The sequence below is a fragment of the Pelagicoccus albus genome (genome assembly GCF_014230145.1).
Lineage (GTDB): Bacteria > Verrucomicrobiota > Verrucomicrobiia > Opitutales > Opitutaceae > Pelagicoccus > Pelagicoccus albus.
Genome location: NZ_JACHVC010000012.1, coordinates 39,416 through 63,867, shown reverse-complemented (window position 1 = coordinate 63,867; position 24,452 = coordinate 39,416). Strand labels below are relative to the sequence as shown.

The 24,452-nt window shown below is 52.9% G+C and carries 25 protein-coding genes; 16 read left to right on the top strand and 9 right to left on the bottom strand.

The window, feature by feature from the left end; all coding sequences use genetic code 11:
- The first annotated feature begins 24 nt into the window (after positions 1-24).
- From hisD to H5P27_RS09995, 5 genes are all read left to right on the top strand, one after another.
- Positions 25-1,320 carry a histidinol dehydrogenase gene (gene hisD, locus H5P27_RS10015; RefSeq protein ID WP_185660261.1) on the top strand — a complete coding sequence of 432 codons (1,296 nt, stop codon included), beginning with the start codon at positions 25-27 and terminating at the stop codon, positions 1,318-1,320.
- Positions 1,317-2,411, top strand: coding sequence for a histidinol-phosphate transaminase (gene hisC, locus H5P27_RS10010; RefSeq protein WP_185660260.1), 1,095 nt, complete (start codon positions 1,317-1,319; stop codon positions 2,409-2,411). Before hisD ends, hisC begins: the two co-directional genes overlap by 4 nt.
- Positions 2,393-2,989, top strand: a complete 597-nt coding sequence (gene hisB, locus H5P27_RS10005; protein WP_185660259.1) for an imidazoleglycerol-phosphate dehydratase HisB — start codon at positions 2,393-2,395, stop codon at positions 2,987-2,989. The genes hisC and hisB overlap by 19 nt, the downstream gene beginning before the upstream one ends.
- 30 nt (positions 2,990-3,019) lie before the next feature.
- Positions 3,020-3,640 carry an imidazole glycerol phosphate synthase subunit HisH gene (hisH, locus tag H5P27_RS10000; RefSeq protein ID WP_185660258.1) on the top strand — a complete coding sequence of 207 codons (621 nt, stop codon included), beginning with the start codon at positions 3,020-3,022 and terminating at the stop codon, positions 3,638-3,640.
- Positions 3,641-3,813: 173 nt separating this feature from the next.
- Positions 3,814-5,115 (top strand): citrate synthase, encoded by a 1,302-nt coding sequence (locus H5P27_RS09995; RefSeq protein WP_185660257.1) that lies wholly within the window; start codon positions 3,814-3,816, stop codon positions 5,113-5,115.
- A 104-nt stretch (positions 5,116-5,219) separates the two neighbouring features.
- On the opposite strand, the gene H5P27_RS09990 is transcribed toward H5P27_RS09995, so the two are convergent.
- The gene (locus tag H5P27_RS09990; RefSeq protein WP_185660256.1) at positions 5,220-5,939 is read right to left on the bottom strand and encodes a VC0807 family protein; all 720 of its coding nucleotides are present in this window, start codon (positions 5,937-5,939) and stop codon (positions 5,220-5,222) included.
- Positions 5,940-6,000: 61 nt separating this feature from the next.
- Here H5P27_RS09990 and H5P27_RS09985 point away from each other — a divergent pair, with 61 nt between their 5' ends.
- From H5P27_RS09985 to dprA, 4 genes are read left to right on the top strand one after another with little or no spacing between them, the layout of a single operon-like run.
- Complete coding sequence (locus tag H5P27_RS09985) at positions 6,001-6,759, top strand: pyridoxine 5'-phosphate synthase (RefSeq protein WP_185660255.1); 759 nt, start codon at positions 6,001-6,003, stop codon at positions 6,757-6,759.
- Positions 6,760-6,769: 10 nt separating this feature from the next.
- Positions 6,770-7,177 carry a holo-ACP synthase gene (gene acpS, locus H5P27_RS09980; protein WP_185660254.1) on the top strand — a complete coding sequence of 136 codons (408 nt, stop codon included), beginning with the start codon at positions 6,770-6,772 and terminating at the stop codon, positions 7,175-7,177.
- A gap of 13 nt (positions 7,178-7,190) precedes the next feature.
- Complete coding sequence (locus tag H5P27_RS09975) at positions 7,191-8,774, top strand: NAD(P)H-hydrate dehydratase (RefSeq protein WP_185660253.1); 1,584 nt, start codon at positions 7,191-7,193, stop codon at positions 8,772-8,774.
- Positions 8,732-9,865: a DNA-processing protein DprA gene (dprA, locus tag H5P27_RS09970; RefSeq protein WP_185660252.1), complete on the top strand. Its 1,134-nt coding sequence runs from the start codon at positions 8,732-8,734 to the stop codon at positions 9,863-9,865. Before H5P27_RS09975 ends, dprA begins: the two co-directional genes overlap by 43 nt.
- Here the strand turns inward: dprA and H5P27_RS09965 are convergent.
- The 5 genes from H5P27_RS09965 to H5P27_RS09945 form a co-directional block, all read right to left on the bottom strand.
- Positions 9,816-11,273: a PAS domain-containing protein gene (locus H5P27_RS09965; protein ID WP_185660251.1), complete on the bottom strand. Its 1,458-nt coding sequence runs from the start codon at positions 11,271-11,273 to the stop codon at positions 9,816-9,818. The genes dprA and H5P27_RS09965 overlap by 50 nt on opposite strands.
- 192 nt (positions 11,274-11,465) lie before the next feature.
- Positions 11,466-12,011: a pyridoxamine 5'-phosphate oxidase family protein gene (locus H5P27_RS09960; protein WP_185660250.1), complete on the bottom strand. Its 546-nt coding sequence runs from the start codon at positions 12,009-12,011 to the stop codon at positions 11,466-11,468.
- 31 nt (positions 12,012-12,042) lie between these two features.
- Positions 12,043-13,035, bottom strand: coding sequence for a biotin--[acetyl-CoA-carboxylase] ligase (locus tag H5P27_RS09955; protein ID WP_185660249.1), 993 nt, complete (start codon positions 13,033-13,035; stop codon positions 12,043-12,045).
- Positions 13,036-13,042: 7 nt separating this feature from the next.
- Positions 13,043-13,954 carry a carboxylating nicotinate-nucleotide diphosphorylase gene (gene nadC / locus H5P27_RS09950; RefSeq protein ID WP_185660248.1) on the bottom strand — a complete coding sequence of 304 codons (912 nt, stop codon included), beginning with the start codon at positions 13,952-13,954 and terminating at the stop codon, positions 13,043-13,045.
- A gap of 81 nt (positions 13,955-14,035) precedes the next feature.
- On the bottom strand, positions 14,036-14,953 hold the full coding sequence (locus H5P27_RS09945; protein ID WP_185660247.1) for an aldose epimerase family protein: 918 nt from the start codon (positions 14,951-14,953) through the stop codon (positions 14,036-14,038).
- Positions 14,954-15,107: 154 nt separating this feature from the next.
- Here H5P27_RS09945 and H5P27_RS09940 point away from each other — a divergent pair, with 154 nt between their 5' ends.
- From H5P27_RS09940 to H5P27_RS09925, 4 genes are read left to right on the top strand one after another with little or no spacing between them, the layout of a single operon-like run.
- A complete protein-coding gene (locus tag H5P27_RS09940) occupies positions 15,108-16,547 on the top strand; it encodes an NfeD family protein (protein ID WP_185660246.1) in 1,440 nt (479 codons plus the stop codon).
- Complete coding sequence (locus H5P27_RS09935) at positions 16,544-17,008, top strand: NfeD family protein (RefSeq protein ID WP_185660245.1); 465 nt, start codon at positions 16,544-16,546, stop codon at positions 17,006-17,008. The genes H5P27_RS09940 and H5P27_RS09935 overlap by 4 nt, the downstream gene beginning before the upstream one ends.
- A gap of 2 nt (positions 17,009-17,010) precedes the next feature.
- Positions 17,011-18,030 carry a flotillin-like protein FloA gene (gene floA, locus H5P27_RS09930; protein ID WP_221774671.1) on the top strand — a complete coding sequence of 340 codons (1,020 nt, stop codon included), beginning with the start codon at positions 17,011-17,013 and terminating at the stop codon, positions 18,028-18,030.
- Positions 18,031-18,036: 6 nt separating this feature from the next.
- On the top strand, positions 18,037-18,612 hold the full coding sequence (locus tag H5P27_RS09925) for a hypothetical protein (RefSeq protein WP_185660244.1): 576 nt from the start codon (positions 18,037-18,039) through the stop codon (positions 18,610-18,612).
- Between the two features lie 90 nt (positions 18,613-18,702).
- On the opposite strand, the gene H5P27_RS09920 is transcribed toward H5P27_RS09925, so the two are convergent.
- Both H5P27_RS09920 and H5P27_RS09915 read right to left on the bottom strand, forming a co-directional pair.
- Positions 18,703-19,596, bottom strand: coding sequence for a mechanosensitive ion channel family protein (locus tag H5P27_RS09920; protein ID WP_185660243.1), 894 nt, complete (start codon positions 19,594-19,596; stop codon positions 18,703-18,705).
- A 238-nt stretch (positions 19,597-19,834) separates the two neighbouring features.
- A complete protein-coding gene (locus H5P27_RS09915) occupies positions 19,835-20,677 on the bottom strand; it encodes a UDP-2,3-diacylglucosamine diphosphatase (protein WP_185660242.1) in 843 nt (280 codons plus the stop codon).
- Between the two features lie 140 nt (positions 20,678-20,817).
- Here H5P27_RS09915 and miaA point away from each other — a divergent pair, with 140 nt between their 5' ends.
- From miaA to H5P27_RS09900, 3 genes are read left to right on the top strand one after another with little or no spacing between them, the layout of a single operon-like run.
- Positions 20,818-21,795: a tRNA (adenosine(37)-N6)-dimethylallyltransferase MiaA gene (miaA, locus tag H5P27_RS09910; RefSeq protein ID WP_185660241.1), complete on the top strand. Its 978-nt coding sequence runs from the start codon at positions 20,818-20,820 to the stop codon at positions 21,793-21,795.
- A gap of 41 nt (positions 21,796-21,836) precedes the next feature.
- On the top strand, positions 21,837-22,358 hold the full coding sequence (locus H5P27_RS09905; RefSeq protein ID WP_185660240.1) for a hypothetical protein: 522 nt from the start codon (positions 21,837-21,839) through the stop codon (positions 22,356-22,358).
- 14 nt (positions 22,359-22,372) lie between these two features.
- Entirely contained in the window at positions 22,373-23,239 is an 867-nt protein-coding gene (locus H5P27_RS09900) for a 50S ribosomal protein L11 methyltransferase (protein WP_185660239.1), read from the top strand.
- Between the two features lie 20 nt (positions 23,240-23,259).
- Here H5P27_RS09900 and H5P27_RS09895 read toward each other — a convergent pair whose 3' ends face one another.
- Positions 23,260-24,444: a sensor histidine kinase gene (locus H5P27_RS09895; RefSeq protein ID WP_185660238.1), complete on the bottom strand. Its 1,185-nt coding sequence runs from the start codon at positions 24,442-24,444 to the stop codon at positions 23,260-23,262.
- Between the last annotated feature and the right edge of the window lie 8 nt (positions 24,445-24,452).

Here is a 24,452-nt window from a genome sequence, read left to right as displayed (position 1 = left end):
AGCAAGGCGACAAATAAACAGCACATGGCAGATCTAGCCTACAGTTCACGGACCTTTTGGGATAAGCTATCCGCTTTTTGTAAATCAGCGGAAGTTCCGCAAACCATAGTCGATACCGTATCCGCCATTTTAGGCGAGGTGCGTCAAGGTGGAGGCCAAGGCGTAGCGGCCGCTTTGGAGCGGATTGACGGAGTTAAGCTGCATCCAGAGGCCTTTCTTATCAGCCGAGAGGAAATGAAAGCGGCCGTTAGGCGTCTTCCGAAGGGAGACGTGCAGGCCATCAAAGATGCGGTCTCGTCCGTCAGAGAGTTTCACAAGCACGCTCTACCAAAGTCTTGGACCGCGAAAAACGCCCATGGCGCTACGATCGGAGAGCGGTTCTATCCTCTGGAGAGAGTCGGGCTCTACATCCCTCGCGATTTAGTTTCGACCGTCGTTATGACAGCTTCTTTGGCCAAACTGGCTGGAGTTAAGGAGATCGTAGCGTTCACCCCTTGTGGCGAAAACGGGAAGGTGAACGATGGCTGTCTCGCTGCGATGTATTTGAGTGGAGTGACTGAAGCATACCGATTTGGTGGAGTGATGGCCATCGGTGCGGCCGCTTACGGCACAGAAACAATTCGTCCTACGCTTAAGGTCTATGGACCTGGCAACGCATTCGTAGTGGAAGCGAAGCGTCAGGTTTTTGGAACCGTAGGCGTCGATTTGCTTCCAGGACCGAGTGAATTGCTCGTTATCGCCGACGACCACGCAGATCCAGATTTCGTGGCCTCCGATTTGCTGGCCCAAGCCGAACACGGATCTGGTCGCGAAAAGATCTTTTTGGTTAGCCTCTCTAAGGAAAAGACGAAAGCGATTCGCACTGCGATCCGCGAGCAAATGAAAAGCCTCCCACGCAAGGATGCCATCAAGTCGGTTTTGAAAGATGGCTTTTTCTCGGTTGTGGTTAGCGACTACGAGGAAGCGGCTGCGGTTGCAAACTTCGTGGCTCCGGAGCACATGGAGTTGGAAGTAGATCCCAAGCAGTTTAATAAGCTAATCAAGTCGATCAACACGGCCGGAGCCATCATGCAAGGAGCTTGGTCTGCTACCGCTCTAGGCGATTTTGTTGCCGGGCCGAGCCACGAATTGCCGACGGGCCGCTCAGGCCGCCATTTCAGTGGGCTGCAGATCAGCGATTTTATGCGGCGCTCCAGCTTGGTTCGTTACACAGAATCTGCTCTCGGCAAAGCCGCGAAAACAGTAGAAGCCTTTGCTCGCATGGAGGGCTTGGAGGCTCATGGACGTTCTGTGAGCTCCCGTTTGGGAGGTAAGCAATGAGCTCATCCTCGTCGCCTTCTGGGTACGCGTTGCCGCATATCCAGAAGCTCCATGGCTACACCCCTGGCTTCCAGCCGAAAGGGGATGGTTGGGTAAAGATCAATACCAACGAGAATCCTTATCCTCCCAGTCCGTCTGTGGATGAAGCGATTCGGGCGGCTTTAGGCGGTTCTCTACGGCTTTATCCAGATCCCAGGAGCGAGGCTTTGCGGGCCGAGGCGGCGAAGCTCCACGGACTTGAGCCGGAGCAAGTGATTTTTGGAAATGGTTCTGACGATATCCTGAATCTCTTGGTGCGAGCCTTCGCGAACGAAAGCTCTGCCGGCTATCTTCTGCCCAGCTATTCGCTTTATCCGGTCCTTTGTGGTATCCAAGATGCGGGCACAGTGGAAGTGCCATTTGATCGTTCGATGGAATTGCCGTTTGAGGCTCTCGCTAAGTTGGATGCCAAAATACTCTTCATAACCTCGCCGAACGCTCCTACCGGAGTGGGGTTTTCAAATGAGGATTTAGCCCGAGTCATCGAGAGCTTTGATGGGATCGTGGTAGTGGATGAAGCTTATGCCGATTTCGCCGAAGAAAATGCGACTGAGCTTCTGGTTAAGTACCGGAATTTGGTGGTGACAAGGACATTTTCCAAGTCCTACGGACTCGCGGGTTTGAGGCTAGGATATGCCATGGCCGATCGCGATGTTATCGATGTGCTCGACCGAGTGCGGGATAGCTACAACGTGAATCAGCTGACGCAAGCGGGCGGCCTAGCCGCCTTAAAAGATCAAAGCTATCTGCGAGCAATCGCCGCTAAGATCTGCCGGACTCGAGACTTCTACCGAGCGGAATGGGAAAAGCTAGGATGGTTCTGCTATCCTTCCCAATCCAATTTTCTATTTGTGGAACCGCGTAACGCTGCCGGCGAATGCGGTGCCTCGGTGGCTCAAGATCTCTTCGAGTTTTTCAAGGAGAACAAGATTCTGGTCCGCTATTTCCCTTCCAGTCCCTTGACTGATTCGTTTTTGAGAATCAGTGTGGGCGACGAAGATCAAATGCTCAAAGTGAGCGAAACCATAGAAAAATGGCTGAACAACGTATAGCATCCCTCAAGCGCGAGACGAAGGAAACTTCGATCGAGGCAGAGCTAAACATCGATGGGAGCGGTATTGCCAATGTTGATACGGGTGTACCTTTCTTCGATCACATGCTTACTCTATTCGCCGGCCACGGTCTTTTCGACCTGACGGTTAAGGCGGACGGAGACATCGAGGTAGACTACCACCACACTGTGGAAGACGTTGGGATCGTGCTTGGGGACCTATTCAAGCAAGCGTTGGGAGACAAGGCAGGCATCGTCCGCTATGGCTTCTTCATCCTTCCCATGGACGAGTGCTTAACTCGCGTGGCGATCGATTTGGGCAATCGGCCCTTTCTGCAGTACAATGTGGTTTCGCCGACTAATTACGTCCGCGATTTCAACATCATCCTGATTAAGGAATTCTGTCGCGCCTTTTCGAATACTTTGGGCGCTAATCTCCACATCGAGCTGGAATACGGGGAAGAGCCGCACCACATCGTAGAAAGCATCTTCAAGTGTATGGCCCGAGCAATCGACGCCGCCTCGCTCGTGGACCCGCGTATGGAAGGCCGCCTTCCATCGACCAAGGGTATGCTTTAGGCGTACCGACAATTGGAGGTGTTGAAAGAGATGAGCAAAGACATTGCAGTCATCAACTACGGCATGGGCAACTTGCGCAGCGTGGAAAACGCTCTCGCGAAAATCGGCTCTCGCCCGCGCATAGTGACTACTCCTGACGAAGTAGGGGAGGCGGAAGGTTTAATCCTGCCTGGAGTTGGCGCCTTGCGCGATTGTGTGGGCGGACTGAAGGCGGTTGGTTTCGATGATTTCATCCATGGTTGGGTTAAGGAAGAACGTCCGTTTATGGGCGTGTGCCTTGGCCTACAGGCTCTCTTCGAACATTCGGAAGAGGATGATGTGGACGGACTCGGCGTGTTGCCGGGCAAGGTTGTACGTTTCAAGTCACGGCCTGGATTGACCATCCCGCACATGGGCTGGAATCACGCGCACCTAAAGCAGGCAGGCTCGCCTTATTGGAACGAATTGGATCCGGAAAAGGACCGCTTCTATTTCGTGCATAGTTACCACATCGAGCCGGAAGATCCTTCGATCATCATGACCACGACTGACTACGATGGCGAATTCGCCAGTTCCGTCGCGGTTGGCTCCCTGATGGCGAGCCAGTTCCACCCGGAGAAGAGCCAAAGCAAAGGCTTACAGCTCTACGCCAACTTTGTAGCTAAGTGTTAAGATTAGGGAAATTACTGCACTAACGTAGTGTGGCTAATATTAAGTTTCTTCCCACCTCGACCTTTACAAGTTAAGCGTTGGCAGCTAGTTAGTGTAGTTTCGTGGGGATCGAATACCCCGATTCGATCCCGCCTTAGCCTACATCCAATTAACCCACAATTTCTGCCTGACACATGAGCAAAGAGGCCATTCTCAAATTAGAGGACCAAGATCTCGCATTCCCAATTATTGAGGGAACAGCGAACGAGAAAGCAATCGATCTCCGTACCTTGCGGGCGCAGACCGGCTACATCACTTTTGACGAAGGATTCGGCAACACGGGTTCCTGCCAAAGCGAAATCACTTTCATCAACGGGGAGAAGGGGATACTTCGCTATCGCGGCTATCCGATCGAGCAAATCGCCGAGAAAGCAGACTTTTTGGATTCGGCTTACTTGATTATCTATGGCGAGCTTCCTACTGAAGCTGAGAGGCTTCGTTTCTCGCGTGACCTTATCAAGACAACCAATATCGACACGCGTATGGTGCGCCAGTTCGAGGCTTTCCCGCCGTCGGCTCACCCAATGTCCATCCTGACCTCCATGATGGGCTCGCTCAGTAGCTATTATCCTGAGCTTTCGACCAATGACCGTGTCTTGGACCTAGAGAACTTCGATCGTTCCGCGGCCTCAGCTATTTCCAAGGTCATGACCGTAGCGGCTATGTCTTACCGCATATCTAACGGCCTGCCCATCAATTACCCACGCAAGGATTTCGGCTACGCCGAAAACTTCCTGCACATGATGTTCTCGCTCCCTAACGACGAGTATCATGCTCCGAAGGCGGTTGCGGAAGCTCTCGATTTGATTCTTCTCCTGCACGCGGACCACGAGCAAAACTGTTCCACTTCTACGGTGCGTATGGTGGGCTCCAGTGGAGCCAATCTCTTTGCATCCATCACTGCGGGCGTTTGCGCCCTGTGGGGACCTCTCCACGGTGGAGCGAACATGGGAGTGATCAAGATGCTGGAAGCGATCCACGCGGAAGGTGACGATGGCAGCCGTTTCATCGAAGAGGCGAAGAGCGGAAACAGCGGCAAGCGCCTGATGGGCTTCGGTCACCGCGTTTACAAGAACTTCGATCCCCGTGCCAAGATAATCGGCAAGGCTTGCGAACGTTTGCTTGAAGCCTTGGGTACCAAGGATCCTTGCTTGGAAATCGCTCGTAACCTCGAACAGGCAGCCTTGAGCGACGACTACTTTGTCAGCCGTAACCTCTATCCAAATGTCGACTTCTACAGTGGTATCATGATGCGTGCGATCGGCATCCCGCTCGACATGTTCACCGTCATGTTCGCGATCGGCCGCATGCCAGGTTGGGTAGCCAACTGGCACGAAGTTGCCTCAGCACCAAAGGGTAAGATCAACCGTCCTCGCCAGATCTATCAAGGTCCACTCGAAAGAGATCTTCCAGGAACCTACAACCGTCGCGGTTAATCGCCCAATCACTTTACAAAAAACGGCGTCCTTTTCGTAAGGACGCCGTTTTTTGTTTGGGAAAGGGTGCTGATTATTCTTCCCAGAAGGGCTGGCTCTCGGGTCTACTTGCCTTGCGTGTGTTGCTCGTGCAGCAGGCCTTCGAACTCTAGGCCAGTCAAGGTCTTCAGCCCTTTGACCAATCTCCACAAGGCGAAGATTAAAATCGCCATGGTAGGTCCGGTGATGACGAGCCAGGAAACCCAGGTCAGGGTGGCGATCTCTTGATTGAAGGTCTCTGTTCCCCCTGGGCTTTTTACGATGTAAGACGCTAGGACGAAGTTGAGTAGGGCGCTTACCAGAAAGCTCGCGACTAGGAGCCAGTTCGCGACCTTGAATTGGCTGGCGAGAGCGACTTCTTTCTCCGGTGTGTCGATATGGCCCTGGATTTTCTCAACGTCAAAAATCTGATCGTTGAAGAGGAAGGTCTTGAGCAAAGAGTTTTTCCGATTGGCGGTCGCGAGCACTAGGATACCGATCATCAGCGGCATCGCGGTCTCTTTCAGGACGACCCATTTCGGCTCGGCTTCCATTAGCCCGATTCCGCCGGTGAGCAGGATGTTGAGGAAGCCGAAGATGGAGATGATGTTATAGTTTTTCCGCTGAGCCAGATCCCAGAAAAAATAGCCTACTGGAAACGCCAAGGCGGCGACGAGTCCGTAGACGGGGCCGAGTCGGTCCTCTCCGCTCAGGTATTTTAGAACCAGGATAGGGAGAGCTAGGTTGCAGGCTATGTTGACCAGAAAGTTTTCTGGCTTTTTGTTCGGTAAGGGAGCGTCGCTCATTCTTTGGAAGCTTGGATTGCGTCAGGCAAAGCAGGCCCTATACCTTGCGGAAATTTTTAATATGTCTAGTAAAAGCATTCTTCTCGGCGTGAACATCGATCATATCGCCACACTTCGCCAAGCACGGTACAAGGACAGTCCACGCGGCTGCGGCCAGTTCGTAGAACCTGATCCAGTTATGGTGGCCCTGCTTTGCGAAAAGGCCGGTGCTCAAGGGATCACCGTCCATCCGAGAGAAGATGCCCGCCACATCCAGCAGGCGGATGTACGCCGACTGAGGGATTGCATCGCGACCCGTCTCAACATGGAGATGGCCGCGACCGACGAGATGTTGGCCTTCGCTCTGGAGGTTTTGCCCGAAACGATTTGTGTCGTGCCGGAGAGTCGTGAAGAAGTCACCACTGAAGGTGGGCTAGAAGTCGCGGGCCAATACGACCGAATCGAGAGAATCGTGAAATCCGCAGCGGAGGCCGGCATCGAGTCCAGCCTGTTTATTGATCCGGATTTCGCCCAGATCGAAGCGTCGGCCAAGACGGGAGCCAAGTACATCGAGTTGCACACCGGAGCGTATGCAAATGCCTACTACACTGCCGAGCGACAAGTTGAGTTCAACCGTCTGGCGGAAGGTGCCAAGCATGCCGCCGAGTTGGGGCTCACAGTGAATGCCGGGCATGGGATCAATTACGTCAACGTTTCGGAAGTGATCACCATACCGGAATTGCATGAACTCAACATCGGGCACAGCATCATTAGCCGTTCGGTCTTCTTCGGAATCGACGAAGCGGTTCGTGAGATGAAAGCCCTCATGGCGGGGGCGTAGTCGTTATTTTATGAACGAGATCTCTTTGCCCGCCAAAGGCCCCGTCCTGGGGATCGGAGTGGATATCGTATCCGTGGATCGTATTCGCGATTTGGTGGCGCGGCAGGGAGACCGTTTTTTGCAGCGAGTTTATACTCCGGCTGAGCTCGAATACTGCGCCAAGTACCGCGACCCTTCGGAGCGCTACGCGGCTCGTTTTGCGGCAAAGGAAGCAGTCGCCAAGGCGTTTACTACGGGGATCGGGGAGTTCATTAATTGGACTTCGATTGGGGTGGTATCTGGAAGCAGAGGTCAGCCTGAAATCCAGTTGGACCCGAAAGCTCAAGAGCTGCTTGAACGCTTGGGGGGAAGTCGGGTGGCGATCAGCCTTTCCCACACTTCGACCGACGCCATCGCCTTCGCCACGATCATTGGCTGAGCGACTTGTATTGATGAATCCAGACTTCTCGCACCCGATCCTAAGCTGCGCGGACTCAGGCCTCTGGGAAGAGGGTCTGATCCATTCGGAAGAGCAGGCTTGGCAGGCCATGCGAAAGGTCGGGACTCAATTGGGTCAGGCGATACGAAGCTATTTCTCCATGTCTCGCTATCCGCAAGAGGGATTGTCGGTACTTGGTCTGATCGGTAAGGGGCACAACGGCGGCGATGCGTTGCTGGGGATTCTGGCTCTGCTCGAGGATCATTCCTGCATCGCTTCGATTAGCTTGATACTGGCGAATTCGAGAGATGAGCTGAAGCCAAATACCAACCGAGCATTGTCGATTCTGGAAGACGCGGCGGATATCCGGATTTTGGAGACGCCATCGGTCGAAAGTTTGGACGAACTTCGCACTGAGTCTTTTGACTTGTGTATCGATGGCTTGCTTGGGTTTCAGGTTCGCCCGCCTTTGCGAGAGGGAGTCCGAACGATCGTCGATTATGTGAACGCCCATCCCTCGATTCGTTTGAGGATCTCGATAGACCTTCCTTCGGGTGTGGGCGATGAATGTGACGAAGAACCGTTTCGGGCAGATCTGACACTCGCCACCGGCATCTTTAAGAAACCGCTTTTGGAAGCGGAATCTGCGGGGGCACTTCGTTATTTAGACATCGGTTTTTTCGAGAAGAGTAACGACGCGAGTCCGCGGATTTTGGTGGATGCTATCCTTGATCCTTTAAGGGCTCTTCGCCCTGCTCGATCCGAAAAGAGGGCGATGGGTCATTTGCTCGTGTTGGCTGGTTCACGAAGTATGCCCGGTGCACTAGCCATGTGCGTCAGCTCTGCGTTGCGTAGTGGGGTTGGGCTGGTAACCGTTTTTGCTCCCGAGTCCGTATGCTCGACTTTGGCAGTTAGCCTTCCGGAGGCTATGTGGCGGCCGTGGCCAGAGACTCCTGAGGGCGGGCTCGCTCTGGAAGGGCTTTGGCAGGTTAAAACCATGTTGAGCAAAGCGAGTTGCCTCTTGATGGGACCAGGTATGAGCGATGACTCAGAGACTCAGGTTCTGTTGAAGGAGATTGGTAAGGTTTGGGACAAACCGGCGGTTTTGGACGCAGACGCTTTGCGTCCGGAAGTGGTCGAGTCGTTTTTGCAGGCTGGTAACCGAGACCTGGTTCTGACTCCGCATGATGGTGAATTTAAACGGCTTTCGGGAAGGGCAGATTGTTCGGATGCCGCTCTTCTCGATTACGTGAAGGAAAAGGTAGTCACGGTTGTGAAGAAAGGGTCCGCTACGCGGGTGGCCCAAAACGACCTGCTGGCCGTCAATGCCGGAGGAAATCCGGTACTGTCACGTGGAGGAAGCGGGGACCTGTTGGCAGGTTTGCTAGCGGGCTTAGTGGCTCAAGGAGATGCATCGCTGTTCGAGTCGGCTTGTCGGGCTGTCTACTGGCATGGGAAAGCCGCGGACCTATTGGCCATCGACAAAGGTCAGGTGGCGGTGCGGACTACGGACTTGTTGGACTTTTTAGCTCCTGCCCTTCAGCTTGGAGAGGTATGGAACCCCAACTCTCCCGTAAAGAAGCCTACTGGGCTTTAAACGGATTGCCGGCTATTGGTCCGGTATCCTTGAACCGACTACTAAACGCTTTCGACGACGATCCTCGGAAGATCTTGCAAGCCTCTCGAAGCGAACTCGAAGGCGTGAAAGGACTGCAGCGAAAAGCGGTCGAAGTCCTTCTCGATTGGTCTGCTCACTTCAAATTGGAAAAGGAGATGAAGCAGGCGGAACAGCGTGGGGTCGATTTCGTGACCCGGGAGGACGATTGCTATCCGAGCTTGCTAAAGGAGGTTTCCGATCCTCCGATCGGACTGTATCGGCTGGGCAAATACGATTTCAGAAAGCCTTCTGTCGCGATCGTGGGGACTCGGCATTGTACGCTCTATGGCCAATCCGTTGCTCGTTCGATGGGGCGTGATTTGGCTCAACTCGGTTTTTGTGTGACCAGTGGTATGGCTCGGGGGATTGATACCTTTGCCCACAAAGGGGCCCTCGAAGTGGAGGGAGGCAGTACTGTTTGCGTATTTGGTTGCGGCATCGACATCGTTTATCCGCCGGAGAACGTGGAGATCTTTCGAGACGCTCAAGAGAATGGAGCCGTGATTTCGGAGTTTCCGTTTGGGCGCAGAGCGGATCGGCAAACCTTTCCGATGCGCAATCGTTTGGTAAGCGGCATGTCGCACGCGGTGGTTGTGGTAGAGTCGGACGACGCGGGCGGCTCGATGATCACGGCCCGTTTCGCCGGCGAGCAAGGTCGTCTGGTAGCTGCGGTTCCCGGACGGATAGACCAAAAGGGAAGTCGAGGTAGCCACCAGCTGATACGCGATGGAGCCCTCTTGTTGCGGAGCGTCGATGACCTTCTGGAAGAGTTGAACTATCTACGAGAAGCCCCTGAGCTCGAGCTGGATTTGGAACGCTCGGATTTGGCTGATAGACTGCCAAAGCTCGAAGGCCTGGAAGCTCAAATAGCGAAGCTGCTCGAGGGAGGGGAAGCGGTAAGCCAGGAGGACTTGGCGGAGAAGCTAGACCTAGGGATTTCCGAGGTTTCGGTTTCGCTACTGACTTTGGAACTGAAGGGAGTTACCGCAAAACGCTTGGATGGGCGTTTCGAGCTGGCGGCTCGAATGTGAGCATCGAGTGCTCGGCATTTGAAAAGGGCTGGATCCCGAGCGGGAGCTTAGGTTCGCGCCCGCTTATGGTTCGCAAGCTCGCAATCACCATTTTGATCTTGGGCGGAGCAGCTGCAGCGAGTGATTTCAGCTTATCCAATATGCGCTCAGAGTCGGCCAGTTCCGTGTTGGCATCCTCGATCCGTTGTCTGAGGTCCGAGAACATACTGGTGAGGTGCTTAGCCTCTGGAAGGCGGGAACATTCCATCAAACCAGAGGTTTGGGCGACGTTAAAGGCGGTGATGGCCCTTTGCAGAGCCTCTTGCTTGCGGCCCAGTTCGGAGAGGGATTTCAGGATGGAGTGAATTCGCCGCTCTGCATGTATCAGGTTTTCTGACACAGCTACCGAAAGCATTCCGGCCAGTAGGCGAGAATCTCCCGAATACGAACTTTCGCAAAGGTAATTGATCAATGTCTCCATTTGGATACGGGCGGAGGCGAGGCGTGCCACGCATCTTTGAATGGAGGAGGTCGTTACGGCTGCCTGATCGGCGAGACTGCTTGTATTGTCCGAGAACTCGCCGGCGTGGGAGTGCAGAAATCGGGTGATGGTTTCGATCGTAGCGCCTTTTCCGCCAAGCGGGGTGGCGGCGATATTTGCGTTGAGGGCGTTGAGTCGAAATTCGTCGGCGATATCGCGAACCGCGTCTCGTCCATCTTTGATCTCTTTGGCAAGGCGAGTGAAATTATCCAACTCCGTAAAGACGCTGCCTAGGTTTTGGTACGCTTTTTTGGCGCGGTAGTAGGCCTCCTGTGTTACCTGATCCGAAGTGCTCGGGATAGAAGTTGGGAAAAGGGTTCTGCCTTGTTTTTTAACGACCGAGTCCCGGTGTCGTATCTCTGCGTTTATGCTGTAATGGCTGAACGCTTCGTAGTCTTGGAAGCCTAGCTTCTGCACTGCTTCGGCAAGCAAAGCTTTTGATCGTTGAATGGCTTGGGGAATCGACTCTCCGTTGGCCAAAGCGTCATCCTCGGCTTGCAGTAGCTGCGGGTAAAGGGACTGGATGGTGCTCAAGAGCCCGCAACTCGGTTTGATGCGGATGGAGATGATTTCCTCCGCTTGTGGTTCAATGAGAGCGAAGACCCAATAGTGATTCCCGTTTTTGGCTTGGTTGATAACGTAGCCAGCGAAAGGTTGCCGGTCCTTGGCATTTTCCCAGAGCATGGCGAAAACGCATCTCGGCATGGAAGGGTGGCGAATCAGATTGTGAGGCGAGCCGATCAGTTCATCGAGCGAGTAGCCGCTGGTGCGGGTTAAAATACTGTTTCCCGCCGTGATGATGCCGCGATAGTCTGTCGTCGAGAAGAAGGTCTCGTAGATTTCGAATTGCTGCTCGATTCCGGTGGGTAGGAGAGCCTGCTTTTTCATTTGGGAGCGGAGGGAAGGTCCGACGCGTGCGGTACGTGGAGTCGCATCGGTGGGAAGGTTCTAGATGGCTTGGTTTAAAGGGTCGCGGCGGCCGTCGCGGAATAAAGAGAGATTTGTAGGTTTTATCGGAATTACCGCTCCCTTCTTTAAACCTGTTTTACCTTTTATGTAGGGTCTTTTGCCCAGCTTGGCTTAGCTGTGGTCAATGGAAGGCAGCCCATCTATGCTGCGTTCATTGTTCTCTGCTTGGTAGGCCTTGACCCCGTCTTCGCCCTTTTTCTCGGCCCATTTGTCGAGTCCATTGCGGTGCCCCTTAAAGTCATAAAAGGGGACAGCGTAGCCACAGGAATCGGCGACTCGCTCCACATCAACCACTACGATAGACCGAGCTCCCGGGTTCTCTGGAAAATGTTTGCTTAGTTCTTCGAATTCCGGGCTTCCGTGCAGGTGGGCAGTCCCTTTGCCGTGCAGTCGGAAAATCTGTGGAGGCCCTTCGAACGCGCAGAACATGATCACTATGCGACCATTTTCACGGAGGTGGGCAATGGTCTCCGCCCCGCTACCGGTGTAGTCGAGGTAGGCGACTTGCAGAGGACTCAGGACGCGAAAGCTGTCGCCTCCTTTGGGCGAAAGATTGACGTGTCCTTCCGCATCGAGAGGGGCAGTGCCTACGAAGAACATTTGTTGCTTTTCTATCCAAGCTAGGTGCTTGGCGGATATCTCGGGATGGAGCTTCATAGGAGTTGGATATTGGCGGTTTAGTTGGAAATTAGAGCGGTTGCTTCTCGATCGTCACTTCTCCTGCTCGAGCGAGATAGCGTGATCCATCGGCCCGCTCGATGATTAAAGAGCCGCTCGAGTCAATGCCGCTAGCGATGCCAGAGATTCTCTGATCTCCCTGGAGGAGGGCCACATTTTTGCCCAAGAGGGAATCATAGCGAGCCCAGCGTTCCTTCAGCTCGGCTTTATGGCTTCCGTCTAGGAGTTTGCGGTAGGCGATGGCGATTCGGCCAGTGAGGGTGGATACGAGTTTGTTAATATCGAAAGTTTCGCCCGCTACCTGGTTGAGGGAGGTGGCGATGCTCTTTAGCTCGTCTGGCCAGGTTGAGGCGTCGCTGTTCACGTTTAGGCCGATGCCAAGCACTACGTTAAGCACGAGATCCGCCTCCATGCGGGCTTCGGTCAGAATGCCCGCTACCTTCTTGCCCTCCACGTGCAGGTCGTTGGGCCATTTGATTTGGCAGCTGGTGCGGCAGATGGAGTTGATGCACTCGCAAATATTGATCCCCATCCAAAGCGTGAAGAGCGAGATTTGACTGGGGGAGACTTGAGGGCGGAAGGCGAAGCTTGCGTAAAGGTTTCCGTTTTGAGGGCTGTGCCAAACTCTTCCCAGACGGCCGCGACCTTGGGTTTGAAGTCTGGATGCTACCACAAAGGGAGTTGGGTCGCCGTTGGCGATACGGCGTTCCGCTTCGGAGTTGGTGCTGTCGACTTCGTCCAAAACGATGGCCTGGAAATCTGCCGCTGCGTGTTGCAGGCGCGATTGGATGAGGGCTTCGTTCAACTCGCTTGGCATTTGGGTTAGCCGGTACCCCTTGCTTCGGACGGCTTCGAACTCGAAACCTTTGGCCTTGAGTTTCTCCAAGTAAGACCAGACGGATACGCGAGAGACGCCGATCAGCTCCGCCAGTTCGCTTCCCGATACGAAGTCGCCTTCGGCGGCCAGAAATTCGCGTAGGATGAGTACGTTTTTATCAGTCATGGGAAAATCAGGAGTCGAGGCCGATGTCGATCCAAGTGGATTGGTGTACGGTGGCTCCGGTGGAGATGAAGTCTAGGCCGAGGCTAGCCAGCTCCGGCAGGCTCTCGATGGTGATGCCTCCACTGGCCTCGGTGACTGCCCGATCACCGATCAATGAGATCGCTTCCTTGAGTTGGGCGACGGAAAAGTTGTCTAAGAGGATAATGTCCACTTGAGCGGCTAGGGCGTGTTCTATTTGCCCGAGCGTGTCGACTTCCATTTCGACTAGGATCTTTGGATGCTTGGAGCGGGAGGCTTGAACTGCGTCGATGGCGGATTGGCGGGGATCCGCGCCGAACGCGGCGAGATGATTGTCCTTTAGCATGACGCGGTCGAACAAACCGATGCGGTGGTTCCATCCTCCTCCGCAGGCGACGGCGTATTTTTCCAGCGTCCGATAGCCCGGCGTAGTTTTGCGGGTGTCTAGTAGGCGAGTGGGGCTGTCGCCCATCGCGTCGACGTACTTGCGGGTCAGGGTCGAAACTCCGGAGAGCTTTTGCATGAAGTTTAGCAAAGGGCGTTCGGCGCTGAGCAGGCTTCGGACTGGACCGGAGACAGTTCCGATGGAGTCACCCGAATCGAGCTTGTCACCATCTTTGGCGAGCGCCTGAAAAGTGAGCTCTGAGTCGTAAGCGGCTAAGACATGAGGAGCTAACTCGACCCCGCAGAGTGAGATTTCTGTGCGGGCTTTTAGTGTGGTCGTCACGTTTTGCCCTGCTTCCAAAAGGGCAGAGGAGTGATCGCCCGGAGTGGAGGTTCCGTTTAGGAGTCCACCTGCTTCCAGATCTTCAGATTTCGCGAGCCCGATAAGCGTTTTTATGGGAGAGATATCAATATCGCCCCAAGCGAGGCGTTGGCAGCAGAGGTCGGGATTTTTCATGGAAGAAGCAGGACCATGGGATCTCTTGACCCAATGGTGAAGCGGGAATTTCCGAATTCGGAAGAAAGCTTCCGCCGCTCTCTAGGTGCGGATAGTTACCGAGAAGGCTTGGGTCTCTCCGGGCGCGACTTGATGTAGGCCAATCTCGTTCTCGGGAGCATTCGGCGGCCCCATCCACGGCTCGATGCAGAAGAAGGGGGACTCATCTGTTTCAGTCCATGTTACGAGGGCGTATCCGGAGTTAGGAGTGGGATTTGTGCCGACTTCAATTTCCAGCTTGGAGTCATCCTTGGTGCAGTAACACTCGATGATAGGGCTGGTCAGTTGATAATGGATACGATCTACGAGCTCGGGATTACTAATCTTGTCGATCTTCTTGATGCCCTTAACTGGGGATAGCGAACCCTTGGCATCCTGCCTGACTGCCTTCTTGGCTGGAATCTTGAGCTTATAATCCTCGCGAGAGGTGCCGTCGATCCATGGAATGGTGAAATAGAAATGATGCCCGGCGGACCAAGGAATCGATATTTTTCCTTGGTTGGTCAGTCTAAGTTCCACGCTCATCTCGCGGGCGTGGAAACGGTAGACGACTTCGAAGTCGTATTCGAAAGGGTATGCTTCCTTGGCGATTGAGTCGGGGAGGAGGCTCGCTGCGAAACCGGTTTGGTCGATCCGGGTGATCTCAAATTTGCCTTGGCGAGCGAAGCCGTGCATGGGCATCGGCAGTGTTTCGCCGGATGGGGCGACCCATTTCTGGATCTCTCCTTTAGAAAAAGTACGGGCAGAAAAGGGGAACAGGATGGGGTTGCCACCTCTCGCTTTGACCAGCTTGTCGATAGAGTCTATGTCGGGCCAATGGATGATGTCGCGGAAAGTGCCGTCTGCGTAGCTCAAGTTCCAATTCATCAGACGAGCTCCGCGTGTGGGCGCGGCTAGGTAGGTCGAGGCCCCGACTTCCCAGCGGTAGATGGTTTCTCCAAGATACTCTATTTCCTCCATGTCAGTGCGTAGGGGATAAAAATGCGTTTTTGGTCAATTTGGAAACGAAAAGTTCAACAAAGCTTTGTTCTCTGAAGCTTTCCGTAAGAAGTCGGCTCTTCGCAATGGCTGGACCTTGCTATTCGTATCTTGTTGGAACAAGTTAAGTTAACCCATGAGAATTCGTTTCTTTCCCCTGCTTTGTTACGTTTTTTCCCTGATCTCTGGCCTAGATGGCCAGACTTTGCAAAACTCGGAACCTGCTTCCCTCTCTGATGTTTCTTCAGCTGGGAATGACGCCACTTTCTATGTCATTCCTGTGCAGGATCAGATCGGCCAGCCAACCTTGTTCGCTATACGAGGCGGGGTGAAAACCGCGATCGCCGAAGGCTATGGAACTGTAATTTTGGATATGAAAACTCCGGGAGGACGCTTGGATGCGACTCTGGAAATTATGGAGGTACTGGATCGCTTTCCCGGTAAGACGGTTACTTTCGTTAATGACGAAGCGATTTCAGCAGGAGCAATCATCGCGTCAGTCACGGATGAAATTTATTTTACGGACAAAGCTGTGATCGGCAGTGCGGAGCCTGTTACCGGGCAAGGGGAAGATATCAATGAGTCGATGAAGCGGAAATTGATGTCTTACTTGAATGCTAAGATGGAGGCGTACACTGAGGAGTATCCATATCGTAGCGACGTGATTCGGGCTATGATGGATCCGGACTTCGAGTTTAAAATCGGAGATGCGGTGATCTCTCCTGAAGGAGAGTTGCTCAACTTGACTGCCAAACGAGCCCACGAGACTTTCGGAGACCCTCCGGTGGCTTTGCTGGGCTCAGGTATCGTGGCGGATTTGGATGAGTTGGTAAGTATTCTGTCTTCGAATACCGATCCAACAGTCACGAAATTCGAGGCAACTTGGTCTCTGAATCTAGCACAGTTTATTGTCTCGTTGGCTCCTTTCCTCTTAGCCGTAGCGGTGATAAGCGTGTATGTGGAATTTCAATCACCTGGATTTGGGATTTTCGGAATAGTTGGGGTCGTTTTCTTTTTGATAGCCATTTTCGGGCACAACGTCGCTGGTCTCTCGGGACACGAACCGCTGCTGCTCTTCGTGATCGGTATTGCTCTGTTGGTATTGGAAATCGTGGTTGCCCCTGGCGTTCTCATATTTGCTATTCCCGGATTCGTTTTTTTGATGGTAAGCCTCGTATGGTCCATGGCGGATGTTTGGCCGGCGGAGACACCGGACTTCACTTGGAGTTGGGAGATGTTTGAACGACCGATCCAAAACCTTCTAGGCGGCACCCTTATGGGTATTGTTCTTATCTTGGTTCTCGCCCGCTTTTTGCCGAAAACGTTTATCTGGGATCGATTGGTGTTGAAGGAATCTCTTGCTGTGGAGAGCGACGAGCCAGTCGCCCAGGAAGCTGTGGGAATCGTAGGGGAGATGGCGATAGCGACCACCGATCTCGTTCCGTCCGGCCAAATCGAAGTTCACGGAAAACGCTACGAAGCGAAACTCGAGTTTGGCACAGCCAGAAAAGGGGTTCCTCTTCGAGTCGTGTCGAAAAGAGATTTTGGATACATTGTAGAGGAGGTTCAATCATGAGCCTATTAGTTGGACTGATCATACTCGGCCTAGGGCTCGTCATGTTGGAGATCTTTATCCCCGGCGGGATTGTTGGGATTTTCGGAGGCTTGAGTTTAATCGCTGCGGTGGGCTTTGCTTACGATGGCTACGGAGCAGAGGGAGCCATTATCGTTTTTCTAATTGGCCTAGCAGGTTTGGTCGCTTGTCTTTGGTTTGAATTCAAGGTGCTCCCCAAGACGCCGGCAGGTAAGAAATTTTTTCTGCAAGACAAGGTGGATGGGATCAGCCAGAATGCGGTCGGCGATGAGTCGATGATTGGTAAGGAATGCAGCACCGCGACTGCCATGGCTCCCAGTGGTTATATCCTTTGTGAGGGAAAAAAGATGGAAGCGGTTTCTTGCAGCGGGTTCATCGAGAAGGGGGCAGCCGTGAAAATAGAATCTTTTGATCAATTTAAAGTAACAGTATCCAAAATATAATTATGAATAGCACAATGATCACAATCGCCTTGGTAGTGGCGGGTATTATCGGACTAGTAGTTTTTCTTTATCTGCTATCTTTCTTCCAGACATGGTTGAAGGCGATCTTGTCCGATGCCGCGGTGGGATTTGCGAAGTTGGTGGCTATGCGGCTTCGTGGAGTTCCTTACAGTACGGTAGTGGATGCGAAAATTACAGCCGTAAAGGCAGGCATCAATCTTTCGGAAGGAGAGCTGGAAGCTCACTATTTGGCAGGGGGTAATCTGATCCCTACTGTGCAAGCTATCATCGCGGCCAAGAAAGCGGGTATCAGCCTCGAGTGGGTGCGCGCTTGCGCGATAGACCTTGCGACCAAGGGTTCCGGAAAGTCTGTTGTGGAAGCCGTGCGAACCTCGGTAGACCCGAAGGTGATCGATTGTCCAAGCCAGGATGGTCCGAAAAAGACAATCGATGGCGTCGCCAAAGATGGGATACAAGTTAAGGCTAAGGCGAGAGTGACGGTTAGGACGAACCTCGACCGTTTCGTGGGCGGCGCCAAGGAAGAGACTATCATCGCTCGTGTGGGTGAAGGTATCGTAACCACTATTGGTTCTGCAGACACCTACAAGAAGGTCCTCGAGAGCCCCGACAGCATTTCCAAGGTTGTGCTCGAGCGAGGGCTAGATGTGGGAACTGCCTTTGAAATTCTTTCTATCGATATCGCCGATGTCGATGTGGGTCAAAACGTAGGAGCTCTTCTGCAGGAGGCCCAAGCGGAGGCGAATAAGAATATGGCTCAAGCAGAGGCGGAAATTCGCCGTGCCGCTGCGGTTGCTCTTGAGCAGGAAATGCAGGCGAAGGTGCAAGAGATGCGTGCCAAGGTGGTTGAAGCCGAAGCGCAAGTACCGCTCGCCATGGCTGAAGCCTTCCGTAGTGGAAATCTGGGTATAATGGATTACTACAAGATGAAAAACGTAGAGTCCGATACTCGTATGCGAGACTCTATCTCCGGTAAGGGCGAAAGCGAAAAGGACGCTAAGTAGCCCGTCATGGATTGGTTGCTAGAAAACTTGGGGAAGCTGGCTCCTGTAGTCATCTTCATCATATACATAATCAATGCTCTAAAGACGCCTAGTCAGTCGGGCGAGGATGAGCCAGATCCTGAGGCTCAGGAGAGAGCTCGTAAGATCCAAGAGGAGATTCGCCGTAAAATACTCGAGAGGCAGGGAAAGGTGAGCTCTATTCCGGAGCCTGACGCTGGACCTACAGTCATCGAGTTTGACCCGGAACCTGAAAGCTATCGAGAGATTCCCTCTCGTATTCCTGAACCTGTTCCTGTTCCAGTTCCAGTGGAGCAGAGTGAACCTATCGATTTCAAGACTCTAGACCCTTATGCAAAGCGAAGGGAGGAGATTGAGCGTAAGATGGAACAGGCGAAGCGGATGGAACGCGTGGCTCGCGAAAAGGTCTCTCGGATTCGCGATAATCATTATGCTGACAAAAAGTCGCTCGCTTCAACTTCCGTGATCAGGGAGAAGCTCAACCGAGAGCTGAAGGATCAGACGTCGCTCAAGACCGCATTCGTTCTGCGTGAGGTGTTGGATAAACCGCTAGGAATGCGTTGAGCGAAAGCTCACGTTTTTTTAATTGGATACAAAAAAGCCGCAGCTGAAACGCTGCGGCTTTGTCGTATTTGAAAGTGTCTGTCTTAAGGCTTACGCCTTGTCGACTTGGTGCATGTAGACGTCTTGCTGTGGGAATGGAATGGTGACGCCTTCCTTGTCCAAGCGTTGCTTGATGGTCTTCTGGAAGTCGAAGAATACGCCCCAGTAGTCTGAGCCCTTGGTCCATGGACGAACGTTGAAGTTGACGCTGCTGTCTGCGAGTTCTGCAACGACCACTTGAGGAGCTGGGTCTTGGAGGACGCGGCTGTCGGCATTCAGCACATCGAGGATAATGCTTTGAACCTTGTCCAAATCGTCCGAGTAGCTGACACCGACCGTCATGTCGACACGACGGGTTTCGTGGGCAGTGATGTTAGTGATGCAGCCAGACATGATCGCCGAGTTTGGCATAATGATCTTCTTGTTGTCTGGGCTAGTCATGATGGTGACGAGTACGCCGATTTCCTTAACGCAACCAGTCTGACCACCAGCATTGATTACGTCTCCGATGCGGAATGGGCGGAACATGATGATGAGCACGCCAGCAGCGAAGTTTGAGAGGGAGCCCTGCAGGGCCATGCCCACTGCCAAGCCAGCAGCACCGAGTATGGCGACGAGTGAAGTAGTTTGGAATCCAACCTGTTGAACCGCGGCCAAGATAACGGCGATCATCAAAACGTAGTAGATGATGTTGACGCCGAAAGAGACCAGAGCCGGATCGACTTCCTTCTTCTCCATGGCTTTTTTAACGCCGTTGCGGATTTTGCCTGCGATCCACTTTCCGATTACGAAAATGAGAATCGCAGCCACTACCTTAAGCGCGTTTTCCGCAGCCCAAGCCAAGATCCCGTCGAGACGTTCTTCGGTGAAGAAACTCATAATCCCGTCGGGTTCGTTTGCTGAACTTACAGCGTCAGCGGCTGATTGGATGTCTTCTTGTGCCATGTTGTATGGAGGTCAGATTTAGAGGTCGGATGTTTGGTCAGAGTTTTCCGAAATTAAAAAAACGGTTAAACTCCCTATCCTTTGGTGGAGTAGTACTTAAATGCCGTATGTCAATTTAATCAGAAACTGGGGTTAATTGACTAGGATAGCTTAGGCGTTAATACCAGTGGGAACACGCCAAGGTTTTCCTGCTCTACGGCCGAAAAACAACGGGCCGGCAAACGGCCTTGCCGATCAATTAGAAGCCTTCCGCCGCCAATCCCCGAGGGAAGTCGGCGTCTAGTTCGTCTTCGATCTCGTTAGCGTTTTCCTCCTGCTTCATTGGGTATTCAGCCAAGAATTCGGAGAAGTGGATGAGCTCGAATCGGCCATCCTGGTGTTCGACGATCGCAGACAACGATTCGACCCAATCGCCCGAGTTGAGGTAGTGCATCCCTTCGCAGTGTTTGTCTGCGGGAGTGTGGATATGGCCACAGATTACACCTACGCAATCTCTCGAGGCGGCCAATTTAGCCAATTTTTCCTCGAAATCGGAAATGAAGCTGACGGCTTTTTTTACTTTCGCTTTGATCGCTTTGGAGAGGGAGTAGTACTCCTTGCCCCTCCAGGATCGGTACTTGTTGTACCAGCGATTTAGGCTCATTAGCATTTTGTAGCCCCAATCGCCGAGATGAGCGAGGAAGGTGAAATTCTTGGTAATGGTGTCGAACACGTCTCCGTGCAGCACCAAATAGCGGCCGTTTGCGTTTTCGTGAATGTAGTCTTCGACGATTTTCACCGTTGAAAACTCCATCGGAAGGAAACGGCTTAGGATATCGTCGTGATTACCACGCAGGTAGATGACCTCTTGCTGCTGCTTTTCGACGCGTTTCAGAATGTAGCGAACGAACTTCGTGTCCATTTTGCTCCATTTGCTTCCGCGCCCGAGCTGCCAGCCATCGATGATGTCGCCGTTTAGGACCAGCCGGTCGCAGCGAGTGTTTTTCAGGAAGTGCAAACATTCCTTCGCCTTGCAATTCAGAGTGCCGAGGTGGACATCTGATATGAAGATCGTCTTGTATCTGAGCGGAGGCTTCTTCATGAGTTGCGAGCTAACCAAGGAGGCGTGGTATGTTTTCTTGCTCTTCGTAATGACGCTCGAATGAGCAGGCGCGAGTCAATTGTATTCGCTCGCAGGAGATGTAACTCGCCTGTAACTCCATGGTTACGGAAGGGTAACAGATGTCAGGGAACAAGAGTAACAAAGGGCGAAAGAAGGACTCGCTGAGTACGATTTATTGCCTGACTGGCTGTACCGCGGTTGGCAAGACGGAGTATGCCCTCAGCTGGGCGGAAGCCTTCGGTGCGGAAATCGTCAATTGCGATTCGCTGCTCTTCTACCGAGGTATGGATATCGGCACCGCCAAGCCTGATTCCTCTGAGCGTACGAGAGTTCCGCATCACTTGATTGATATCCTAGAGCCTTGCGAACAAATGGATGTGGGCCGCTACCTAGATCTCGCGAAAGAGGTGATCAGAGAGATCCAGGGGAGGGGAAAAAGGGTCCTTGTGGTCGGCGGTAGCGGATTTTATCTGAAAGCCTTTTTTGATCCGGTCGTGGACGCGGTGGACGTTTCGAACGATACGAAAGAGATGGTATCTAGTTTTATGGAGCGAGGCCTTTCTGCCGCGGTGGAAGAACTCCGCGACCGCAACCCCTTGGGCATAGATGGCTTAGACATTGAAAACCCTCGGCGCGTGCAAAAGGCATTGGAGCGATGTCTTGAGTCCGGGAAGACTTTGCAGCAGCTCAAGCGAGAGTTTGCAGGCCAGTCGAATTCGCTGACCGAGGCGGACAAGCAACTTTGCATTTTGACGCGGGAAACGGAGGAATTGAATGAGCGAATCGCCAGCAGGGTGGGGATTATGCTCGATATGGGACTCGTCGAGGAAGTTGAGCGTTTGCTGGAGCGTGGAATCGAAGAGAATCCGAGTGCCTGCAGGTCAATCGGCTACCGAGAGACGATCGCGTATCTCAAGGGCGAATACGATCAGGCTCAGCTCGTCGAGCGGATAACGGTAAACACCCGTCGGCTCGCCAAGAAGCAGAGGACGTGGTTTCGGGGGCAAGTGGCTGATAGGGGACGATTTCTCGATTTGAGCGCGGACAGTTCTGTGTCGCCTGCTGAAATCTTTTCCGGACTCGGACCCGGAAAATAGCCTCGCCTCGAGTCTGTCGAAGCTACAATGCTGGCCCGAATATGAGCGAATTACTTGAAAGAGACGAAGACGAGATCGTGGATCTCGACACCTGTTCGCAGAAGAAATCCATTGCTCTGGCTGCCGCCATTACCGCGGTGCTCGGATTTGTAGGCTACAGTTACCTCTTCCTGTGTATTCATTTCGTGATAGGTGGCTTGGCGGCGGCGGGCCACTTCGCGAAACGTTTTGGCATCACTATCTCGATTTTCACTGGAGTGAAAATGGGAGCCATTTCCTCCTTCCTGGGAATGTTGATTACTTTCGTCGCGTTTCCGCTTTGGGCCCTGCCTTCCATCACGGACGAAGAGTGGGCAAAGCTTCGTGAGGAATTTATTAGGCAGGCTTACGAGTCGGGCCAACCCGAAGCTGCTGAGGTAGGGGAGCGAATTTTCGTCTCCGACAATGCCACTATGTTTCTAGTGGGCATATTCATAGCGGGAACGGTCTTGTCGCTCGTTTTAGGCTCTTTAGGCGGAATGCTAGGAGCTACATTCTTCAAAAAGGGACCTGAAGCCAAGTAGGCAAAAAGATAGTCATGTACGAGATAACCATTTTTGTTAGCCAAGAGGAATTCGCGGTCTTGGAAGATGCCGTTTTCGAGGTAGAAGACGCCACCCGTTGGAACCTTTTCGAGGATTTCGAAGCCAAGGGGTATCGTGTGCAGGGCATCTACGATACGGAAGAAGAGGCTAAAGCGGCTTGGGACGAATTATCCTCGATCGCTCAAGTGTCTGGCGAGGCCAAGATTCGTGAAATCAAGGATTCCGACTGGAAGGATAGCTATAAGGAACACTTTAAGCCTTGGGCCATAGGTCCGCTGCATTGGGTTCCGGTGTGGTTAAAAGGTGAATACGAGCTGCCTGATGGTCATGAGGCTGTTTGGCTTGATCCCGGAATGGCATTTGGCACGGGGAATCATGGTACGACTCGCCTTTGCGTAGAACGATTGATTGAGGCTCGTGAACGTCTAGGGGCTGACTCCATCGGGGAACTCAAGGTTGTAGACGCGGGGTGTGGATCTGGTATTTTGGCTATTTCTGCGAAGCGTCTTGGTTTCGGAGATGTCGCCGGTTTTGATAACGACCCAGACGCAGTGCGCATCGCTGTCGAAAACGGAGAGCTAAACGGGACTCCGGAAGTCCCATTCAAGGTTGATGATCTTACCACTGGCTTCTCGGAGCAGCCTTACGATATCGTGATGGCGAATATTTTGGCAGTGGTGCTGATCGAGTATTGCGAGCAGATCGCTCCGGTTGTCGCAGAGGGTGGCACTTTGATACTTAGCGGCATCCTAACCCATGAAGCGGAAAAGGTTGCCAGTTCCTTCAAGCCGCTTCGCGATTGGAAGGATGTGCAGATCCATGAGCTTGGAGAATGGTCGAGCGTTACTCTAATCGCCTAGCGCGAATCCTAATTAATTGATTAGTGCGGTATCAGGATGTCGAATACGCATCCTGGCGAAGCTCTGAAGACGCGAAGTTTCCCCTTGTGCTCCTCCATCAATTTGCTGGCGATCGATAGGCCTAAGCCCAAACCCTTGCCGGGTTCTTTGGTCGTGTAAAAGGGGTCGAAGATTCGTTCCTCCTGCCCTTCTTTCAGTCCGGGGCCATTGTCCTCTACGCGGATCATATACCAATCTTGGTCTTCCTCCCGAATCGTTCGGGCGTCGATTTTGATGATTTTCTCCTGAGAGGTTTCCATACCCTCCAGGACAGCGATCGCGTTGCTTAGCAAGTTAGTGAAGACTTGGTTTATTTTGCCCGGATTGGCACAGAGCTTTTTTTCCGGTTTCTGGATGTTCGAGCTGAGGTTCATCCCTCGCTTTGTGCGATGAGAAAAAAGTTTTAGTGTGGCTGTTATATTCAGACTCGGATCATATTCCTTGAGGCCAACCTCGTCCACTCGGGCGTAAGTCTGGAGGCTTTTGACTATGTCCGCGATGCGTTTCGACCCGTCGAGGAAGCCCTCGCTGAGATGCTTCCAGTCAATCTGTTCTTTAGGGCCGAAGGAACGACTTCCCTGGCTCATTTGCTCAAGTCGTTTGGCCATCACATTAGCATTAGCTTGGATGAAGGCGATTGGGTTGTTGATCTCGTGCGCTATACCTGCAGTGAGCACCCCGAGGGATGCCATTTTTTCGGCATGAACCAGTTGGGCTTGTGTGGATTTTAGCTCCGCCATGGCCCTTTCTAAATTGGAGTTCTTGTCGCTGAGCTCCTTTTGATATCGTTGCAGTTTTAGATGCGTCTGAATTCGAGAGATTACTTCGCCCGCTTGGAATGGTTTGGTTATGTAGTCGACGGCACCATGACGAAAGCCCTCTAGAATGCCGGCGTTATCTTTTTGGGCACTTATGAAGATGACTGGAATGCGTGAGGTACTTTCGTTTGCTTTGATTCGCTTGCAGAATTCGAAGCCGTCGATTTCCGGCATGTTGACGTCCAGCAAGATTAGGTCTGGCGGGAGATCGAAGGCGGATTTGAGAGCATTTATTGGCTGGGAGAAAGGGCGAAGCTGATAGTCGTGATCAGAAAGTATTTCGCAGAGCAGCCTCAGGTTTTGCTGCACGTCATCGACGATCATTATACTCTCGGATCTCGGATCCATAGTTTCCT

Bases quoted from the DNA above. Each gene is read 5' to 3' on its own strand.
- H5P27_RS09905 (WP_185660240.1), top strand. From the start codon at position 21,837: ATGAGCGAATTACTTGAAAGAGACGAAGACGAGATCGTGGATCTCGAC.
- H5P27_RS09960 (WP_185660250.1), bottom strand. From the start codon at position 12,011: ATGAAGCTCCATCCCGAGATATCCGCCAAGCACCTAGCTTGGATAGAA.
- H5P27_RS09955 (WP_185660249.1), bottom strand. From the start codon at position 13,035: ATGACTGATAAAAACGTACTCATCCTACGCGAATTTCTGGCCGCCGAA.
- H5P27_RS09940 (WP_185660246.1), top strand. From the start codon at position 15,108: ATGAGAATTCGTTTCTTTCCCCTGCTTTGTTACGTTTTTTCCCTGATC.
- H5P27_RS09900 (WP_185660239.1), top strand. From the start codon at position 22,373: ATGTACGAGATAACCATTTTTGTTAGCCAAGAGGAATTCGCGGTCTTG.
- H5P27_RS09965 (WP_185660251.1), bottom strand. From the start codon at position 11,273: ATGAAAAAGCAGGCTCTCCTACCCACCGGAATCGAGCAGCAATTCGAA.
- H5P27_RS09975 (WP_185660253.1), top strand. From the start codon at position 7,191: ATGAATCCAGACTTCTCGCACCCGATCCTAAGCTGCGCGGACTCAGGC.
- miaA (WP_185660241.1), top strand. From the start codon at position 20,818: ATGTCAGGGAACAAGAGTAACAAAGGGCGAAAGAAGGACTCGCTGAGT.
- H5P27_RS09895 (WP_185660238.1), bottom strand. From the start codon at position 24,444: ATGGATCCGAGATCCGAGAGTATAATGATCGTCGATGACGTGCAGCAA.
- H5P27_RS09915 (WP_185660242.1), bottom strand. From the start codon at position 20,677: ATGAAGAAGCCTCCGCTCAGATACAAGACGATCTTCATATCAGATGTC.
- H5P27_RS09945 (WP_185660247.1), bottom strand. From the start codon at position 14,953: ATGGAGGAAATAGAGTATCTTGGAGAAACCATCTACCGCTGGGAAGTC.
- hisB (WP_185660259.1), top strand. From the start codon at position 2,393: ATGGCTGAACAACGTATAGCATCCCTCAAGCGCGAGACGAAGGAAACT.
- H5P27_RS09985 (WP_185660255.1), top strand. From the start codon at position 6,001: ATGTCTAGTAAAAGCATTCTTCTCGGCGTGAACATCGATCATATCGCC.
- H5P27_RS09925 (WP_185660244.1), top strand. From the start codon at position 18,037: ATGGATTGGTTGCTAGAAAACTTGGGGAAGCTGGCTCCTGTAGTCATC.
- floA (WP_221774671.1), top strand. From the start codon at position 17,011: ATGAATAGCACAATGATCACAATCGCCTTGGTAGTGGCGGGTATTATC.
- hisD (WP_185660261.1), top strand. From the start codon at position 25: ATGGCAGATCTAGCCTACAGTTCACGGACCTTTTGGGATAAGCTATCC.
- H5P27_RS09995 (WP_185660257.1), top strand. From the start codon at position 3,814: ATGAGCAAAGAGGCCATTCTCAAATTAGAGGACCAAGATCTCGCATTC.
- nadC (WP_185660248.1), bottom strand. From the start codon at position 13,954: ATGAAAAATCCCGACCTCTGCTGCCAACGCCTCGCTTGGGGCGATATT.
- H5P27_RS09935 (WP_185660245.1), top strand. From the start codon at position 16,544: ATGAGCCTATTAGTTGGACTGATCATACTCGGCCTAGGGCTCGTCATG.
- acpS (WP_185660254.1), top strand. From the start codon at position 6,770: ATGAACGAGATCTCTTTGCCCGCCAAAGGCCCCGTCCTGGGGATCGGA.
- dprA (WP_185660252.1), top strand. From the start codon at position 8,732: ATGGAACCCCAACTCTCCCGTAAAGAAGCCTACTGGGCTTTAAACGGA.
- hisH (WP_185660258.1), top strand. From the start codon at position 3,020: ATGAGCAAAGACATTGCAGTCATCAACTACGGCATGGGCAACTTGCGC.
- H5P27_RS09990 (WP_185660256.1), bottom strand. From the start codon at position 5,939: ATGAGCGACGCTCCCTTACCGAACAAAAAGCCAGAAAACTTTCTGGTC.
- hisC (WP_185660260.1), top strand. From the start codon at position 1,317: ATGAGCTCATCCTCGTCGCCTTCTGGGTACGCGTTGCCGCATATCCAG.
- H5P27_RS09920 (WP_185660243.1), bottom strand. From the start codon at position 19,596: ATGGCACAAGAAGACATCCAATCAGCCGCTGACGCTGTAAGTTCAGCA.